Here is a 17,848-nt window from a genome sequence, read left to right on the forward strand (position 1 = left end):
TAAGCTACGCTAGTTTTATCTATCACCTTCCACAATTCTCAATTGTGGCACCTAGTCAGATGTTGATTTTTATAGAGTATAAAGTGAAATTTGTGTTATAATGGGAATGTAGCCAGATGACTTTTGTGATGAAAGTCAAGGTTTTTCAAACGAAAGATTAGAAAGATAGAAAACAGAATTGTTATACCCCACACCTATTGCAAAATTGATAGAGAGTTATACGAAATTACCAGGGATTGGGATTAAGACAGCGACCCGCCTGGCCTTTTATACGATTGGTATGGAAGAAGATGTCGTGAATGAGTTTGCTAAAAATCTGCTAGCGGCTAAGCGCGACTTGTCCTATTGTCAGATTTGTGGTAATTTGGCAGAAGAAGAGACTTGTGCCATTTGCCAAGATCAGACAAGAGATCTGTCTACGATTTTAGTCGTTGAAGACAGCAGAGATGTCTCAGCCATGGAAAATATTCAAGAATATCACGGACTGTATCATGTTCTGCATGGCTTGATTTCGCCTATGAACGGTGTTGGACCAGATGATATTAACCTCAAAAGTTTGCTAACACGTTTAATGGAAAACGAGGTGACTGAAGTCATCATTGCCACCAATGCAACAGCTGATGGCGAAGCGACTTCTATGTATATCTCAAGGGTTCTAAAACCTGCCGGAATTAAAGTGACACGATTGGCAAGAGGATTAGCAGTTGGTTCAGATATTGAATATGCCGATGAAGTAACGCTCCTGAGGGCCATTGAAAATCGTACAGAGCTCTAAACTTGTCCTTTTGGGAGCTGAAATAAGATGAAAATTGTGAGAGAAAGTTAGGAAATAGCCATGTCAAAAGAAACCATTATCCTCCTTTACGGTGGTCGTTCGGCAGAACGTGAAGTGTCTGTCTTATCTGCTGAGAGCGTGATGCGTGCGGTTAACTATGAAAAATTTTTGGTTAAAACGTATTTTATTGCGCAAAATGGTGATTTTATCAAGACACAAGAATTTACTGCGACACCCTCTGCGGATGAAAAATTAATGACCAATAACACTATTATTCCAAGCCAAGTGGTTCGACCGAGTGATATTTATGAAGAAAATGCGGTTGTTTTTCCTGTGCTTCACGGTCCTATGGGCGAAGACGGATCCATTCAAGGCTTCCTAGAAGTGTTGCGCTTGCCTTATGTTGGAACCAATGTCCTCTCTTCAAGTGTAGCTATGGATAAGATTACGACCAAGCACGTTTTAGCTTCAGAAGGCATTCCACAAGTGGCTTTTGAAACGGTCATTGAAGGTGAAGATGTAGAAGCAAAGATTTGTGCAGTAGAAGCTAATCTGACTTATCCTGTCTTTGTTAAGCCAGCGAATATGGGCTCAAGTGTCGGTATTTCTAAGGCAGAAAATCAAGCTGAGTTACGAGCTGCGATTGAACTGGCTTTTCGTTATGACAGCCGTCTCTTGGTAGAGCAAGGAGTGAACGCTCGAGAAATTGAAGTTGGACTATTAGGTAATGCTGATGTTAAGACAACCCTACCAGGTGAAGTTGTCAAGGATGTTGCCTTCTATGACTATGATGCCAAATACATTGATAATAAGATTACCATGGCAATTCCAGCAGCCATTTCATCTGAGATTGCGGAGCAAATGCGGACCTATGCAGCAGCAGCTTTTCGAGCAATTGGTGGCTGTGGTCTATCTCGTTGTGATTTCTTTTTAACGGAAGAAGGCGAGATTTTTCTCAATGAGTTAAATACTATGCCAGGGTTCACTCAATGGTCTATGTACCCACTTTTATGGGATAATATGGGTCTTACCTATCCTGATTTAATCGAAACCTTAGTATCTCTAGCCAAGGAGACTTTTGTAAAACGTGAGCAACATTTAATTTAATAGTTAGAAAGCTTAACAGGAGCAATAGTGACACCTGTTAAGCTTTTTTCTTGCGGTAATGTTACTTGAGAAATAGAAATATGAAGCTAAATGATGTGTCAAAATCGGACATCTAGACAGCCAGTTTGGATACGGAACGAGCTTTTGAAGTGGTAGCGCTCCTTGTTAGAGAAAGTAAAGAACGCCATAAATCCATTATCAAGGTCACCTACGATTACCGGATGATTGAAGAATGCGATAAGGTGTATGGAATGAAAAACGGCGTTTTAACTCAGGTTCGATAAGAGCCTTTTCCGAAAATATGATATAATGAAAAGAGTGCAGGCTCTTTTTGTTTATAGTTCGACGATTTGGGAATACAGGTTCTTAAAGAACCAGACTAGACAAGAGCGTTTTTGGAGAAAAAGATGAAAGTAACAATCTATGAAGTTGCTCGTGTTGTCGGAGCAAAAAATGATGTAACGGTATATGAAGATGGCCCGCTGAATAAGGTTGAATTTGATAGCCGATTGATAGCCGAAGGGGATTTATTTGTCCCGTTAAAGGGAGCAAGAGACGGTCATGATTTTATTCCAGTAGCTGTTGAAAATGGCTGTGCTATTACCTTTTCTGAAAAAGAAGTAGCGGCTCCCCATATTTTAGTTGAAGACTGTCTGCTTGCATTTCAGGCTTTAGCGGCTTACTATCTTGAGAAAATGCAGGTCCAAGTGATAGCCGTGACAGGTTCAAATGGCAAAACGACGACGAAAGATATGATTCATGATATTCTAGCGACGACTTTTTCCACCTATAAAACCCAAGGAAATTACAATAATGAAATTGGATTGCCCTATACGGTTCTTCATATGCCGGACAATACTGAAAAACTCGTTCTTGAAATGGGACAGGATCATCTGGGAGATATTCATCTCTTGTCTGAAATTGCAAAGCCCAGTCTTGCTGTGATTACACTCTTTGGTGAAGCTCACTTGGAATTTTTTGGATCACGAGAGCAGATTGCACAAGGAAAATTACAGATTGCAGATGGAATGCCAGCTGGAGCAACCTTGTTGCTACCAAATGATTCAATTGGGGACGCCTACCTTCCTAGCAAGCAGCAGCTTGTTCGCTTTGGAGAAGGAGGAGAGATTTATCTCACCAGCTTGTCAGAAAATAAAACTAGTCTGACGTTTACAACCAACTTTATTGACGGTGCCATCACCCTCCCTGTAACAGGTAAGTATAATGCTACCAATGCTATGGTAGCAAGCTATGTGGGAAAATGTCTCGGTATTTCAGATGAAGCGATTAAAGTGGCTTTAGCCCAATTACAACTGACTCGTAACCGAACAGAATGGAAAAAAGCGGGAAATGGGGCAGATATTTTAAGCGATGTCTACAATGCCAATCCGACAGCCATGCGGTTGATTTTAGAAACCTTCTCAAGTATTCCAGCTAATGATAATGGGAAAAAAATAGCCGTTTTGGCGGATATGAAAGAATTGGGTGACCAGTCTGTTGCTCTGCACCAAAAAATGATAACCAGTCTGTCACCAGATTATCTGGATACGCTTTTCTTTTACGGACAAGATATAGAAGGCTTGGCTCAATTGGCTTCCCAGATGTTTCCAATTGGAAAAGTGTATTTCTTTAGGAAAAATGAAGCAGAAGACCAGTTTGAGGAGCTTGTTGCGCGTGTCCTCGAATGTGTTGGGGCTCAGGATCAGATTTTACTCAAAGGCAGTAATTCCATGCACCTTGATCAGCTAGTAGTAGCACTGGAGAACAGATAATCAAGTATAGAAACGATTTTATCTGTCATCAGATAAGATGAAGGCGAATGGGGAGTTTGCTCTCAGTTCGTAAAAGGAAAAGCAATATGAAAGAATTTTTTACGGATCAGCCTGGTTTTCCACCTGAAATTGGCTTTTCTGAACATTTGTATTTAGTATTAGGTCTGATTTTAGTGATATATGGTGCTATCAAGTATCATGAAAATCAGAAGTGGCAGCGAACTTTTAAGGGACTTCAAGTGCTTCAACTAGTTCTGCTCTATGGCTGGTATCTAGCGATATCAGCATCACTTTCTGGAGCGTTACCGCTCTATCATTGCCGGATGGCGATGTTTGTGCTTTTGCTCGCACGAGATGAGTCATCCTATAAGGAATATTTTTCCTTGATGGGGGTGTTTGGTTCTATTGTCGCCCTTCTCTATCCAGTCTTTGATCCCTTTCCTTGGTTTCATGTGACGATTTTTTCCTTTATTGTGGGTCATTTGGCTCTCTTGGGAAATGCCTTGAACTATCTTTTGCGCCAGTCTACCTACCAATTAACCTTAGAAAAGATTGCGATGTTGACCTTCGGTATCAATACCTTTATTCTGATAGTAGATGTGGTAACTGGTGGAGATTATGGTTTTTTACGCAAGTTACCCTTACTAGGTGATTTTGGACTTGTCAAGAATTACTTGATTGAATCTATTCTCTTCACGCTGATTTTAACTGCCTTATCTAAGTTGTTTCATGTGGTGCAGGCAGCTCATCAAGTAGAAAAACAAGATTATGAAAGAAGCTGAAAGGCTTCGCTAAATTCTCAAACTAGCTTCCATAGCCTCTTAAAGTGGCATTTAGTCTGATAAAAACGTTAAAAACCAGTGGAAATCTATGTCAGAGTAAGTTCCACTGGTTTTTATAATTGTTGATTTCATGGCTTTTTTAGGCGAATGGTAGTTGGAAAAAGAGCGCACAAAATCCCCTCATCTGAAAGCGTTTCAGATTAAGTTCCGCTATGGTGGAAGTTAGTGTGAGACGTTTGAGTGGATTTTATTCGGTTCGTTTTTAGGATTTATGTTGCAATACTTTAGGAGACTGGCAGACGTCTTCAGCGGGAATTAAGGAAATACCGAGAAGCTTAGCCAGTTCTTCGTCATAGGTAAACGTAAAAAGTTCATAAGCTGACTTTCCATTCAAAGCAGCGCGTTTCACGCTATTGACATGCGAACAGACCAGGTTGATATCGTCCTGAGTTAAGGTATCAAAGCTCGTTCCTTTAGGGAGAATATCTCGCATAAGGGTATGATTCTTCTCGATTCTTGCTTTCTGGTCAGACCGGTTAGGGTCACAGAAGAAGAGACTTACCTCTCCTCTCACGTCCATTTCAATATCATCGACTCTAGCGAACTCTCCGCCATTATCGGTAAGAATGACAGGAAAGATTTCGAAGAAATCTCTCTCAGTCTCATAAAGTGTATTCTTTATGGCATAGAGATGCTTAGCGACTTCAGCGGCAGTTTTATTGTCCAGAAGTCTAGCGAAGATAAAGTTACAGAAAGAGACATTGAAAGTGAGGAGTAGTTTCCCACCAATACGCCCCATAACCGTGTCCATTTCTAACCAAGAAGTTAGTTGGTTATGGGTCAAATACTTTTGGAAGTCCTCATAAGACCGTCCTTTTTTCGCTTCTTTAGGGATAGAAGGTAGAGTCGATTTGCGTCTTTCTTTGAATTTTACGGCCCTAGCGAGATCAATAGGAGCGATAGAAAGATATCCTTTACGGATGTGTCGATAGACGGTTGAGGAGCTGACATCAAGGTTATGAGTTTTAAGGATGTGATAGATGTGTTGTCCCTTTCTCACCCCATCTGAAATGATTTTATCCATGTCCCAGAAGGTTTGAGAATTGAGAGGTGTTCCTTCACGAGCCTCAATGAGAGTTTGTTCGTATTGTTTTTGAGCTTGTTTAGCGAAATAGAATATTTTTTTATAGCCACAATTTCGTCTTCTCTTAGGGCAAGCGTTACAGACAAAAGGAGCCTTATCAAGGAGAGGACAAGGAAGCCCATCACTAGTAGATGTTCTGATCTGTCTATTACGTTTGACTTCTTTGGAAACAGTAGTAGGATCTTTAAGGATGAATTGTGCGATGGCTTTGAAGGATTCTCCTCTTTCTAATCCTATCTGGATATCATTGCGGTCTGAGAGGGTAAGGTGTTTGTATTTTGTCATCGTAAGAGCTCATTTCTAACCCAAACGTCTCAGACTTAATTCCACCATAAAAATCCGTTTTAGACTAACTTCCGCTTCGAAAACGAAAGTGGAACTTACTTTGGGAAATTACGGCTGAAAGGCTTCTTTTTCTTTGTCTCACTCTTATTTGAAAAATCCTATTCTTTTAGTTATAATGATAAGGATATAGGAGAGTAGCTCTGCTATTTTCAAAGAGAATAAAAAACGAAAAAGGAATGAAGATGACATTACAAGATGAGATAAAAAAACGCCGTACCTTTGCCATTATTTCCCACCCGGATGCGGGGAAAACAACGATTACAGAGCAGCTGCTCTACTTCGGTGGGGAAATTCGTGAAGCTGGTACGGTTAAGGGGAAAAAGACAGGAAATTTTGCCAAGTCTGACTGGATGGATATTGAGAAACAGCGGGGAATTTCAGTGACTTCTTCTGTGATGCAGTTTGACTACGATGGCAAGCGGGTTAATATCTTAGATACCCCAGGACACGAGGACTTCTCAGAAGATACTTATCGGACGCTGATGGCAGTTGATGCGGCGGTCATGGTGATTGACTCCGCAAAGGGGATCGAGGCTCAGACGAAGAAATTATTTGAAGTCGTAAAACACCGCAATATCCCTGTTTTTACCTTTATCAATAAATTGGACCGTGACGGTCGTGAGCCACTTGATCTCTTGGAAGAATTGGAAGAAGTTCTTGGGATTGCAAGTTTTCCAATGAATTGGCCAATTGGTATGGGAAAATCGTTTGAGGGCTTGTATGACTTGCACAACAAGCGTTTAGAACTCTATCGTAGTGAGGAACGCTTTGCCAGTTTTGATGAGGGAGAAGCGCTCTTTGGAAGCAATCCTTTCTATGCTCAAGTCTTAGAGGACATTGAACTTTTGAGCGAAGCGGGAAATGAATTTTCAGAAAGTTCCATTTTAGAAGGAAAATTAACACCTGTTTTCTTTGGCTCGGCCCTAACGAATTTTGGGGTGCAAACCTTCCTTGAAACCTTCTTGCAATTCGCACCAGAACCGCATGGGCATTTGAAAACGGACGGTGAAATAGTCGAGCCCTTATCTAATGACTTCTCTGGTTTTGTTTTTAAAATCCAAGCCAACATGGATCCTCGTCATCGCGACCGCATTGCCTTTGTCCGCATTGTTTCTGGTGAATTTGAGCGTGGGATGGATGTCAATCTTACTCGCACAGGAAAGAAAGCCAAACTGTCCAATGTGACCCAGTTTATGGCAGAAGCGCGTGAAAATGTTGAAAATGCAGTAGCAGGTGATATTATTGGGGTCTACGATACAGGAACCTACCAAGTCGGTGATACGCTAACGGTTGGAAAAAACAAGTTTGAATTTGAACCCTTGCCAACCTTTACTCCTGAAATTTTCATGAAAGTTTCTGCCAAAAATGTGATGAAACAAAAATCCTTCCACAAGGGAATTGAACAGTTGGTGCAAGAAGGGGCCATTCAGCTTTACACCAATTATCAGACAGGCGAGTATATGCTGGGGGCCGTTGGTCAGCTCCAGTTTGAAGTTTTTAAACACCGCATGGAAAATGAATACAATGCAGAAGTTGTGATGACTCCAATGGGGAAAAAGACCGTGCGTTGGATTTCTGAGGAACAGTTGGATGAGCGGATGTCGTCTAGCCGTAATATTCTTGCCAAGGATCGCTTTGACCATCCTGTATTCCTCTTTGAAAATGACTTTGCCCTTCGTTGGTTTGCGGACAAGTATCCAGATGTGGTACTAGAAGAAAAGATGTAAGAAAGAAGGCTTAAAATGGGACTATTATCTGGTTTAATGGGAAATGCTGGCCAAACGGATGCAGCAAGAGTAGAAGCACAACTAGAGGTGATTTTATTGCCAAACGAGCAAGTCAATGAAGCCTTTAGTCTGATTCGTGATTTAATCGTCTTTACCGATAAGCGCTTGATTTTGGTAGATAAACAAGGAATGACCGGAAAGAAAACATCCTATAAATCTATTCCCTACCGTTCGATTTCGCGTTTTGAAGTCGAAACATCTGGGCATTTTGATTTGGATGCTGAGTTGAAAATCTGGATTTCATCTAGTATAGAACCTGCAGAAATCTTGCAATTTAAGAGTGATAAAAGCGTCATTGCCATTCAGCAGGCTCTTGCCGAAGCGGTGCTAGGTTAAGATAAGGATGATGAAAAAAGAAGAACTCAAAAATACAGCCTTAGTTATTCTTAGGTCACTGAAAAAGCCAAAGTGATAGAAAATATAACAAATAATTTAATATAAAATTTAGAATAAAAAGATAAAAACCGAATGATTGAGATTTGATTTCCTTTAAGAAAGTACCAATCATTCGATTTTTATCTTTTAATTTTTTATCAAAAAACTTTTTCGGTGGGCATGGTGGCTCAACTCTTTTTGAGAGGTTAGGGAAGTTTGTTGAAGCGATAGTCATGATTTCCAGCAAAGGAAATGGTAGAGCCAGAACGCCAGTAAGGAATGACGCTGCCCTCTTTGAGGCCAGTGGCTTCTAAGCCTGTCCAAGGAGCGGTATTGATAGTTTCAATCGTGATGATATGAAGAAGTGGATTGAGGTGCCCTTCAAAGAGTGTGGTGGAAAGGGTTCCTTTGGCGCTATCATAGTGAATTCCTTGGTTTTGCAGGGTGGTGGTCATGGCCTGCTCGAGAGTCGCAGTCAAGGTTTCTGCAAGAAAAGAATCAGCTGAAATTCCTATGCTAGCAAGGAGGGATTCCTTGTCCAAAGTAGCAGTGAGCTTGAGAGTCGCTCTATCGTCTTTGACTTCTAAGATGACTTGCTGTTGCTTTAATAGACTATTAAGGTTAAGTTCTGTTCCAAGTCCTTCCACTTGCTTGTTCAGCTCTTCTTGGATTTTCTGACGAGCGATTTGTTCTAGATTTGGGCTATGCCATTGTCCAGCGATACGACCATTTTGGTAGAGAAAAATGCTGGCCGTAAGGAGTAGGGCTGAAATGATGAGAATTGTACGAAGGAATTTTCCCTTCTTTTTTCTTGATTTTTGACGTTTCATAGACCTTCTTCTTTCTCTTTTTTTGGCATTATACTACATCCTTTTTCTTCTGTCAAAAGTTTGAAAACGAAATCTCTTTGAAATAAAAGGATAAAAAGCTATCTATTTCTGAGATTTGTGTTATACTAGAGAAGTTGCAATGCAACAAGATTGTAAATATTGGGAAAAAAGCTCCACTTCTTGCACCAGAGTGATGTCTAAAAAAACCTGTCCTACGTAGACAGTTTTCTTTTTTAGACGAGGGCTACTGTCCCATTGGTGTTTAGAGTGGAATATCTGTTTGGCCTCTTCAATTCCTTTTATAAAAAAGTATTTGAGCGCAGTAATGTCGAGTTTGTCATAGACCTTCGACAACCTTGCGGAGGCGAAACGACAAAGATAACTCCACTCTCTTAGAAAGAAGGATAAATGAAATTTAATGAATTACAGTTATCTGCTGACTTGCTAGCAGAAATTGAAACAGCAGGGTTTGTGGAAGCCAGCCCCATTCAAGAGAAGACCATTCCCCTTGCCCTTGAGGGAAGAGATGTTATCGGTCAAGCACAGACAGGAACAGGAAAAACAGCTGCCTTTGGTTTGCCAACTCTTGAAAAAATTCGCACAGATGAGCTGATTGTGCAAGCCTTAGTGATTGCACCAACGCGCGAATTAGCCGTTCAAAGTCAGGAAGAGCTCTTCCGTTTTGGACGAGGTAAGGGGGTCAAAGTACGCTCAGTCTACGGTGGTTCGAGTATTGAAAAACAAATCAAGGCACTGAAAACAGGTGCGCACATTGTCGTTGGAACGCCAGGTCGTCTTCTTGATTTGATTAAACGCAAGGCCTTGAAACTCAATCATGTGGAAACCCTTATCCTTGATGAAGCAGATGAAATGCTCAACATGGGCTTCTTGGAAGATATTGAGTCTATTATTTCTCGTGTTCCAGAAGAGCGCCAAACCCTTCTCTTTTCAGCGACTATGCCAGCTCCAATCAAGCGGATTGGCGTTCAATTTATGAAAAATCCTGAACATATTCAGATTGAAGCCAAAGAATTGACAACGGAATTAGTGGATCAATACTATGTTCGTGTCAAAGAGCAGGAAAAATTTGATACCATGACTCGTCTCATGGATGTCGATCAGCCAGAATTGTCGATTGTATTTGGTCGGACCAAGCGCCGTGTGGATGAATTGACCCGTGGATTGAAAATAAGAGGTTTTCGTGCAGAAGGGATCCACGGTGACTTGGATCAAAGCAAGCGGCTCCGTGTTCTGCGTGATTTCAAAACGGGCGGTCTTGATGTCCTTGTTGCAACGGATGTTGCAGCCCGTGGTTTAGATATTTCAGGCGTGACGCATGTCTATAACTATGATATTCCGCAGGATCCAGAAAGCTATGTTCACCGTATCGGCCGGACAGGTCGTGCAGGAAAATCTGGTCAATCCATTACCTTTGTATCGCCAAATGAAATGGGCTACCTCAAGATTATTGAAGATTTGACCAAAAAACGCATGACAGGCATGAAACCTGCGACAGCAGAAGAAGCCTTTCAGGCCAAGAAAAAAATTGCACTGAAGAAAATCGAACGTGATTTTGCCGATGAAAGTATCCGCAAAAACTTTGATAAATTTGGAAAAGATGCAATCAAATTAGCCAGCGAATTTTCACCAGAAGAATTGGCGATGTATATCTTGAGCCTAACGGTACAAGATCCTGAATCCATGCCAGAAGTAGAAATTGCGCGTGAAAAACCATTACCATTTAAGTATGTCCCAGGTGATAAGGGCGGTAGCCGTGGCAAGTCTGGTAAAGGTGGCAGATCTTCAAACAACCGCCGTGGAGATGACCGTCGTAATGGTGGCCGCAGAGATTACAAGGAAAAACGCCGTTCTAATGACCGTGACCGCTTTGGAAAAGACAATAAAAAACCACGCAAACGCATTTCTAGCGAGAAAAAGACAGGCTTCGTCATCCGCAATAAGGGAGATAAGTAAAATAATCCAGTGGATTATTTTAGCCCGAGCCTAGAAATTCGAAAGCGAGGTTCACCCGGTAGATTTCTTTAGATGTCCAGTGAACCAGTTTGTCTTAACAAATTAGTGGATTTCTTTAGCGACTGTTCTTCAGGTTCAGCCAACCTCAAGATTTAGTCAGTCTGCTATTCAAGTAACAAGTAGACCTATGAAGGAAATAATCGAACCAGTTTCAGCTGAAATAGTTGGAGCTGGTTTTCTTTTTTGAAACTATTTCGATTTTTTTAATATTCAATGAAAATCAAAGGGAACATTTGTACTACTTTCTTAGATGGTTCGGATGGAAACTAGTCTCTTTTTTATTTCTGCCCATTTCACATTTTTGAAAACTATCATAACAATTTTGACAAAAATAGTTGTCAAAACGAAAAAGATGTATTACAATAAAATCAAGTTAAGGAAGAAGATGCTATGAAACTGAAAATCATGCAGGAAGTTCTGATAAGTTTTTTATTTGGATTTTTTGGGATAGCAAGTTTCATTCTTCTTATTAAGGTGCTACATACAGGATTTGGGAGAGAAAATCGTTATTTTCCAGTGTTACTAATGAGGCTAGGAATTTGCTTTTATCAAAAAATAAAAGTGTTTTTAAAGAAAGGAGCTGACATGCATGATTCTCAAAAATAGGCTCAAGGAATTACGAGCCAGAGATGGGTTAAACCAAACAGCCCTAGCCAAGGCTGCTGAGGTGTCGAGACAGACCATTAGCCTGATTGAGCGGGGAGAATACACACCCTCGGTCATCATTGCTTTAAAAATTGCACAAATATTCGACGAACCCTTGGAGCAAGTCTTTCGCTTGGTGGAAGAAGAATAGTTCTTCCATCAAGCATGAAGTAGAGTGAGAGTAGGAGAAATAATATGAAAAAGAAACAGATTCAAGCAGGAAATGAGATATCTTTTAAAGTAGTCGCGTTGCTATTTGGACTATTTATGATGGGCTATGTAGCTGGGAAAATCTTTGCAGGAAACTATGATGTGACAAACGAATTTCTCATTATCCTACCAGCTCTGTTTTGCTTGCTGATAGAAGAAGACAGCAAAGGAGATCAAAAATGAAGAAAAATGAAATCGTTATTACAGGGAGAATGGTTCTAAGGTTCGTTTTTGCACTTGCTATCATTGTTACGATGGTAAGATTGTTGCTAAAACAAACCTTTGAGAAGGAAGATGTGATTATCATTGCACTGCTTGTATCTAGTATGAGTTTGAATTTTGCTATAGATAAAAAGTAAAAAAGATGAGATGAAAAAGGAAGAATAGGAGGACGAAAAGATGAAAAAATGGAAACGAGTAAGGTATTTTAGTACATTATTTTTGTTAGGGGCATTGTTGGGAGTTATTGGGGCTTTCTTAGCAGGATTTGTTGTTGGCTATACTGGAGACTATCTATCCTTTAAGAGTCTTCAAAGTTCCCTCGTGTGGATTGCGAGAGGAACGTTCATTGTTATAATATGTAGCAGTTTGCATTTTTTGGATTCTGCAAAGAAAGACTACAGATATTATAGTGAGAATGAACTAGAGGATGATGAGTATGATCGATTTTATCGAAAAACGTTTCGTTCTCTTGAATATGCGACTATCGGCTTCGATATTGCAGGAGCACTGACTATTTTGAGTTTGTTTCTAGGAATGAACTTGGTCGATTTAGAGGATGCTCTATCTTATCAGTTTTCCTTAGTAGATGTCTGTTTCTTAGTGAGTTTAGTTGTATTGCAGAAGAATCTATACAAGCTAACTAGTAAAATTAGAGAACATTCTATCTCATTATTTCCTACTTTACAAGAACTGAAAGACTATATCTATTCTTATGATGAGGGAGAAAGAGAGTCCATCTTTGAAAATAATTTTCTCATCGTTTTTGGATTAAATCAACGGATTCTTCCGATCATCTATGCTGTCTTATTTATAATTTCTATGGTAACTGGTGAGATACAGATTGTAGCCTACCTAGTGATTGCTTTTATTCATATCTATATCAATGTCCAACAATTTAAACGAGTACGGAATTATTTTAAATAAGGAGAAAAAGATGAAAAAAATACTTATTCGCATTGTTTTATGGTTTCTTGCCCTATATGCCTATTTAAATGGAGCCGGTTTATTAACGTTTGATATGGTAGCACATCAGAGACCTGATATACCTGCTGAATGGGTAGAGCGTATGGTGCCGATTTTTGGAGTGATTGGTCTCGTTTTTCTGACAGCAATGTCCTATCTCTACTGGAAGTATGTCTATAGCAAAAAAGACATTACAATTGAACTGCCAAAACCGTGGATGTCTAACATCCTCTATCCAATCGGTTTATTTCTCCTAGTCCTTGTTGGGCAACAGGTTCTGCCAGTTCCTCCTAGTAATAACCAACAGCTTGTAGAACAAAGTGTCTTATCACAGCCTCTCTTTTCTTTCTTTGCAGTTGTCGTGTTTGCACCTATTATGGAAGAATTGCTCTTTAGAGGGGTGTTTGCGGGTTACTTCTTCCCAACTTTAACAAAAAAGATTAGTATCATTTTCTATTTGTTCTTGAGCAGTGGTCTGTTCTGCTTGGCACATGGGCCACGTACGTTATCAGACTTTTTGATTTATTTTACCATGGGAGTGAGTCTAGGATGGCTGTACTTGGCAAAACGAGATTTGCGCTACTCTGTCGGACTGCATTTCGCCAACAATCTCTTATCCTTTGTGACGATTTTGTTATAAAGTCATAACCACCCGTGAAAACGGGTGGCTTGTACACCGGCTATAAGCCGTTTCCCTCCAGCGGGCGTCTAAAGACGCTCGCTGAACTTCGTTCAGGTTAGCTTCTATTACTTGACTAATGCTAGTCACAACGGGCTTTTATCTTGTTCTAAAACCTCCATCTGAAAATGGATCTTCATACTCTTTAACACTCAAGAATCAAGAGCGATGTCAGTCTTTTCCTGCTCACGGATATACTTCGCAACAGTTTTCTCGTTTAATCCTACCGTACTGACGTAATAGCCTCTTGCCCAAAACTTGCGATTTCCATACTTATATTTTTAATTCGCATGTTTATCAAATATCATTAAGGCACTTTTACTTTTCAGATAGCCCATAAAATCAGAAATCGCAAGTTTTGGAGGAATGAGAACTAACATGTGAACATGATCTGACATCATGTGACCTTCAATAATTTCAACTCCTTTATATTGGCATAGATGACGGAAAATATCGATTAAATCCTGCCTAATTTTGTAGTATATGGCTTTTCTTCGGTACTTCGGTGTGAAGACAATATGATATTTGCACATCCATTTGGTGTGTGATAAACTATAACTGCTTTTACTCCCCCTTTATCTAACCTGAGCAATTAGATTATACTAGGAAAAATAAATGAAAGCTAGAAGCCTTGTTAGCCACCAGCTTAGCTGGTGGTTTTCTTGTTCTTCTCTGCGAGAAGAACTGGCTTGAAGCCATAATAAAAGCAATTAAGGCCAACTTAATTGCTTTTTAGATATTATAAACCGTAGAGATAGTCATTGTCTTGCATGGCTTCAACACTACCGAGGAGGTAGCCATTTCCGACTTGCGAGAAGAAATCGTGGTTAGATGTTCCTGTTGAGATACCGTTCATGACAATTGGATTGACATCATCGGCTGAATCAGGAAAGAGTGGATCTTGCCCTAGGTTCATGAGGGCCTTATTAGCATTGTAGCGAAGGAAGGTCTTGACTTCCTCGGTCCAGCCCACACCATCATAGAGGCTCTCTGTATAGCCTTCTTCATTTTCATAAAGTTGATAGAGGAGGTCATACATCCAGTCTCGGAGCTTTTCTTGCTCATCTTCAGATAATTCGTTAAATCCAAGCTGGAATTTGTAGCCGATATAAGTACCGTGCACAGATTCGTCACGAATGATCAGTTTGATGATTTCTGCTACGTTGGCTAGTTTATTATTTCCAAGATAGTAGAGTGGTGTAAAGAAACCAGAGTAGAAAAGGAAGGTTTCCAAGAATACACTCGCTACTTTCTTTTCAAGTGGAGAGCCTGTTTCATAAATCTCATTGATGATTTTAGCCTTGCGTTGGAGGTATTCGTTGCTATTGGTCCAGTCAAAAATCTCATCAATTTCAGATTTAGTATTGAGGGTTGAAAAGATGGATGAATAGGATTTGGCATGGACCGACTCCATAAATTGGATATTGTTAAAGACGGCTTCTTCATGTGGTGTACGAATATCGTTACGAAGTGCCTGAACACCTGTTTCAGACTGAAGGGTATCAAGTAAGGTCAAGCCGCCGAAAACTTTTCCAACCAGGTCTTTTTCTTCTGCACTTAATTTCCGCCAGTCATCTAAGTCATTCGAAAGTGGGATACGGGTATCGAGCCAGAATTGCTCGGTTAATTTTTCCCAAGTGGACTTGTCGATGACATCTTCAATTGCGTTCCAGTTTATGGCTTTGTAGTAAGTTTCCATAAGTATCACTTTCTATTACAGTATTCAGACCATTATACCATATTTTTAGCGAGTGGTCTAAAGGATAGCGATTTATGCAAAAAGAGAGGGAGTGGGCTTCATCGTGATTTCCATGAAATCCTATCCACACTCCGTTCTATTTATCTTAGAACCTGTATTCTCAACTCAGCAACTCTATTCAGGACTTATTTTCCGCTACATATCGTTGCTTTTTTTCGAAATACAGCCCGTTTTCCTTCAAAAAAGCGCCTTGATTATCGTAAAATAAGCTCCTAATTAGAATAACTTCGCTTATAAATACAGCTTCTTAAATCACACAGCTTTCACATTGGTTTGCGCCAACTTCTTCACCGTCATCTGTAAAGGTTCGGACGTAATAGATGGATTTCACACCCTTGTTAAAGGCATAGTTGCGCAAGATTGAAAGGTCACGTGTGGTTTGTTTGTTTTCTGTCTTCCACTCGTAGATACCTTGTGGAATGTCACTGCGCATAAAGAGGGTTAGTGATAGTCCTTGATCGACATGCTCGGTAGCAGCAGCATAGACATCGATAACTTTTCTCATATCCATATCATAGGCTGACTTGTAGAATGGAATGGTTTCTGTTGCAAGACCTGCTGCTGGATAGTAGATTTTACCGATTTTCTTTTCTTGGCGCTCTTCAATTCGCTGGGTAATTGGGTGAATCGAAGCAGAAACATCATTGATATAGCTGATTGATCCGTTTGGAGCAACTGCTAGGCGGTTTTGATGGTAGAGGCCGTCTGCTTGTACCTTGTCACGAAGCGCTGCCCAATCATCTCCACTTGGGATAAAGATGCCTTCAAAGAGTTCTTTGACACGAGAAGAATGGGGTTGGTAGTCACCAGTGATGTATTTATCGAAGTAAGATCCATTTGCGTATTTTGATTTGTCAAAGTTGTGGAAGGTGGTCTTGCGTTCACGGGCAATGTTGTTTGACTCGACCAATGTCCAGTAGTTGAGGAGCATGAAGTAGATATTGGTAAATTCAACCGCTTCAGCTGATCCATAATCAATCAAGTTTTGGGCCAGGAAACTATGTAGTCCCATTGCACCCAGTCCGATTGAGTGGGCTTGGCTATTTCCATGTTCGATAGACGGTACAGCTGAGATATGAGAATGGTCTGTTACATAGGTCAAAGCGCGTGTCATCGTACGGACAGAGCGACCAAAGTCAGGTGATTTCATGAGGTTGACAATGTTGGTTGATCCCAGATTACATGAAACATCTGTCCCCATTTTGAGGTACTCTTGTGCATCGTTCAATTCGCTTGGAGTCTGAACTTGGAGAATCTCTGAGCAAAGGTTGGACATGATGATTTTGCCGTCAACAGGATTGCTGCGGTTAGCCGTATCAATGTTAATGACATAAGGATAGCCAGATTCTTGCTGGAGTTTTGAAATTTCTGTTTCCAAGTCACGAGCCTTAATCTTAGTTTTGCGAATCTTTGGATTGGCAACTAATTCATCATATTTTTCAGTAATATCAATGTAGCTGTATGGAATACCATATTCACGCTCGATAGAGTAGGGACTAAAGAGGTACATATCCTCGTTCTTACGTGCCAATTCGTAGAATTTATCTGGAATGGTAATTCCAAGAGATAGGGTTTTAACGCGAACTTTTTCATCCGCATTTTCTTTCTTAGTAGAAAGAAAGGCAATAATATCTGGGTGGAAGACATCGAGATAGACGACTCCAGCTCCCTGACGTTGTCCTAATTGATTAGAGTAAGAAAAGCTGTCTTCAAAGAGCTTCATGACAGGTACAACCCCTGAAGCAGCTCCTTCGTAGCCTTTGATAGGAGCACCTGCTTCACGCAGATTGCTGAGGGAAATCCCAACGCCACCACCGATACGAGAGAGTTGGAGGGCTGAGTTAATGGAGCGACCAATCGCATTCATGTCATCTGTCACTTGGATCAAGAAACAAGATACCAGCTCTCCACGGCGAGCACGACCAGCGTTCAAAAAACTTGGGGTTGCAGGCTGATAGCGGAGGTGGATCATTTCATTTGCCAAGTCCATAGCTAATTCTTCGTTGCCTTCTGCAAAGTATAGAGCGTTGAAGAGAACGCGGTCTTCCATACTTTCCAAATAATAGGCACCGTCATTGGTTTTGAGAGCATATTGATTATAGAATTTATAGGCTGCCATGAACGATTTGAAGCGGAAGTTCTGCTTTTGCAAGAACTGAGCTAATTTCTCAATAAAAGCAGGACTATACTGCTCTAAAAAGGCTTGCTCCAAGTAGTTTTCGTCTAATAGGTACTGAATTTTTTCTGTAATGCTCACAAATGATTTGGTATTTGGGAGTACATTTTCCTTAAAAAAGGCCTTGAGAGCTTCTTGGTCTTTGTGAAGTGGGATTTGTCCATTGACTGGACGGTTGATTTCATTATTTAGACGGAAGTAGGAAACATCTCCTAAGTCTTTCAAACTCATATTGTAACTCTT

General features: G+C 40.5%; 17 protein-coding genes and 2 pseudogenes. 14 read left to right on the top strand and 5 right to left on the bottom strand.

The annotated features are described in order from the left end of the window. The first annotated feature begins 178 nt into the window (after window positions 1–178). From recR to A4H00_RS07285, 5 genes and pseudogenes are all read left to right on the top strand, one after another. Window positions 179–775, top strand: coding sequence for a recombination mediator RecR (recR, locus tag A4H00_RS07270; protein ID WP_067088682.1), 597 nt, complete (start codon window positions 179–181; stop codon window positions 773–775). Between the two features lie 60 nt (window positions 776–835). Next, entirely contained in the window at window positions 836–1,882 is a 1,047-nt protein-coding gene (locus A4H00_RS07275; protein WP_067088685.1) for a D-alanine--D-alanine ligase, read from the top strand. A 116-nt stretch (window positions 1,883–1,998) separates the two neighbouring features. Then, a pseudogene (locus tag A4H00_RS11670) lies at window positions 1,999–2,166 on the top strand (hemin ABC transporter ATP-binding protein); the annotation flags it as partial. A gap of 123 nt (window positions 2,167–2,289) precedes the next feature. Then, the gene (locus tag A4H00_RS07280) at window positions 2,290–3,654 is read left to right on the top strand and encodes a UDP-N-acetylmuramoyl-tripeptide--D-alanyl-D-alanine ligase (protein WP_067088688.1); all 1,365 of its coding nucleotides are present in this window, start codon (window positions 2,290–2,292) and stop codon (window positions 3,652–3,654) included. Between the two features lie 86 nt (window positions 3,655–3,740). Further along, window positions 3,741–4,436, top strand: a complete 696-nt coding sequence (locus A4H00_RS07285) for a YwaF family protein (protein ID WP_067088690.1) — start codon at window positions 3,741–3,743, stop codon at window positions 4,434–4,436. Window positions 4,437–4,698: 262 nt separating this feature from the next. On the opposite strand, the gene A4H00_RS07290 is transcribed toward A4H00_RS07285, so the two are convergent. Then, on the bottom strand, window positions 4,699–5,865 hold the full coding sequence (locus tag A4H00_RS07290) for an IS30 family transposase (RefSeq protein WP_067088693.1): 1,167 nt from the start codon (window positions 5,863–5,865) through the stop codon (window positions 4,699–4,701). 242 nt (window positions 5,866–6,107) lie between these two features. Between A4H00_RS07290 and A4H00_RS07295 the strand changes: the two genes are divergently transcribed. After that, window positions 6,108–7,652 carry a peptide chain release factor 3 gene (locus A4H00_RS07295; protein WP_067088696.1) on the top strand — a complete coding sequence of 515 codons (1,545 nt, stop codon included), beginning with the start codon at window positions 6,108–6,110 and terminating at the stop codon, window positions 7,650–7,652. 15 nt (window positions 7,653–7,667) lie between these two features. Beyond that, window positions 7,668–8,048 (top strand): PH domain-containing protein, encoded by a 381-nt coding sequence (locus tag A4H00_RS07300; protein WP_067088699.1) that lies wholly within the window; start codon window positions 7,668–7,670, stop codon window positions 8,046–8,048. A gap of 245 nt (window positions 8,049–8,293) precedes the next feature. Here A4H00_RS07300 and A4H00_RS07305 read toward each other — a convergent pair whose 3' ends face one another. After that, window positions 8,294–8,917 (bottom strand): hypothetical protein, encoded by a 624-nt coding sequence (locus tag A4H00_RS07305; RefSeq protein WP_067088701.1) that lies wholly within the window; start codon window positions 8,915–8,917, stop codon window positions 8,294–8,296. 408 nt (window positions 8,918–9,325) lie between these two features. Between A4H00_RS07305 and cshA the strand changes: the two genes are divergently transcribed. The 7 genes from cshA (at window position 9,326) to A4H00_RS07345 (ending at window position 13,631) form a co-directional block, all read left to right on the top strand. Continuing rightward, on the top strand, window positions 9,326–10,891 hold the full coding sequence (gene cshA, locus A4H00_RS07315; protein WP_067088707.1) for a degradosome RNA helicase CshA: 1,566 nt from the start codon (window positions 9,326–9,328) through the stop codon (window positions 10,889–10,891). A gap of 450 nt (window positions 10,892–11,341) precedes the next feature. Then, window positions 11,342–11,557: a hypothetical protein gene (locus A4H00_RS07320; RefSeq protein ID WP_067088710.1), complete on the top strand. Its 216-nt coding sequence runs from the start codon at window positions 11,342–11,344 to the stop codon at window positions 11,555–11,557. After that, on the top strand, window positions 11,541–11,747 hold the full coding sequence (locus A4H00_RS07325) for a helix-turn-helix transcriptional regulator (protein WP_067088713.1): 207 nt from the start codon (window positions 11,541–11,543) through the stop codon (window positions 11,745–11,747). Before A4H00_RS07320 ends, A4H00_RS07325 begins: the two co-directional genes overlap by 17 nt. Window positions 11,748–11,791: 44 nt before the next feature. After that, window positions 11,792–11,989, top strand: coding sequence for a hypothetical protein (locus tag A4H00_RS07330; RefSeq protein ID WP_067088716.1), 198 nt, complete (start codon window positions 11,792–11,794; stop codon window positions 11,987–11,989). After that, the gene (locus A4H00_RS07335) at window positions 11,986–12,165 is read left to right on the top strand and encodes a hypothetical protein (RefSeq protein WP_067088719.1); all 180 of its coding nucleotides are present in this window, start codon (window positions 11,986–11,988) and stop codon (window positions 12,163–12,165) included. The genes A4H00_RS07330 and A4H00_RS07335 overlap by 4 nt, the downstream gene beginning before the upstream one ends. A 40-nt stretch (window positions 12,166–12,205) precedes the next feature. Beyond that, window positions 12,206–12,952, top strand: coding sequence for a DUF3169 family protein (locus A4H00_RS07340; protein ID WP_067088721.1), 747 nt, complete (start codon window positions 12,206–12,208; stop codon window positions 12,950–12,952). Window positions 12,953–12,962: 10 nt separating this feature from the next. Beyond that, window positions 12,963–13,631, top strand: coding sequence for a CPBP family intramembrane glutamic endopeptidase (locus A4H00_RS07345; RefSeq protein ID WP_067088724.1), 669 nt, complete (start codon window positions 12,963–12,965; stop codon window positions 13,629–13,631). Between the two features lie 138 nt (window positions 13,632–13,769). On the opposite strand, the pseudogene tnpA reads toward A4H00_RS07345, so the two are convergent. The 3 genes and pseudogenes from tnpA to nrdE all read right to left on the bottom strand — a co-directional run bounded on the left by tnpA (window position 13,770) and on the right by nrdE (window position 17,836). After that, window positions 13,770–14,203: pseudogene (tnpA, locus tag A4H00_RS07350) on the bottom strand (IS200/IS605 family transposase). 206 nt (window positions 14,204–14,409) lie between these two features. Then, window positions 14,410–15,369: a class 1b ribonucleoside-diphosphate reductase subunit beta gene (gene nrdF / locus A4H00_RS07355; protein ID WP_067088727.1), complete on the bottom strand. Its 960-nt coding sequence runs from the start codon at window positions 15,367–15,369 to the stop codon at window positions 14,410–14,412. Window positions 15,370–15,676: 307 nt separating this feature from the next. Next, entirely contained in the window at window positions 15,677–17,836 is a 2,160-nt protein-coding gene (gene nrdE / locus A4H00_RS07360) for a class 1b ribonucleoside-diphosphate reductase subunit alpha (protein WP_067088731.1), read from the bottom strand. Between the last annotated feature and the right edge of the window lie 12 nt (window positions 17,837–17,848).

Source organism: Streptococcus marmotae (assembly GCF_001623565.1).
Classification (GTDB): domain Bacteria; phylum Bacillota; class Bacilli; order Lactobacillales; family Streptococcaceae; genus Streptococcus; species Streptococcus marmotae.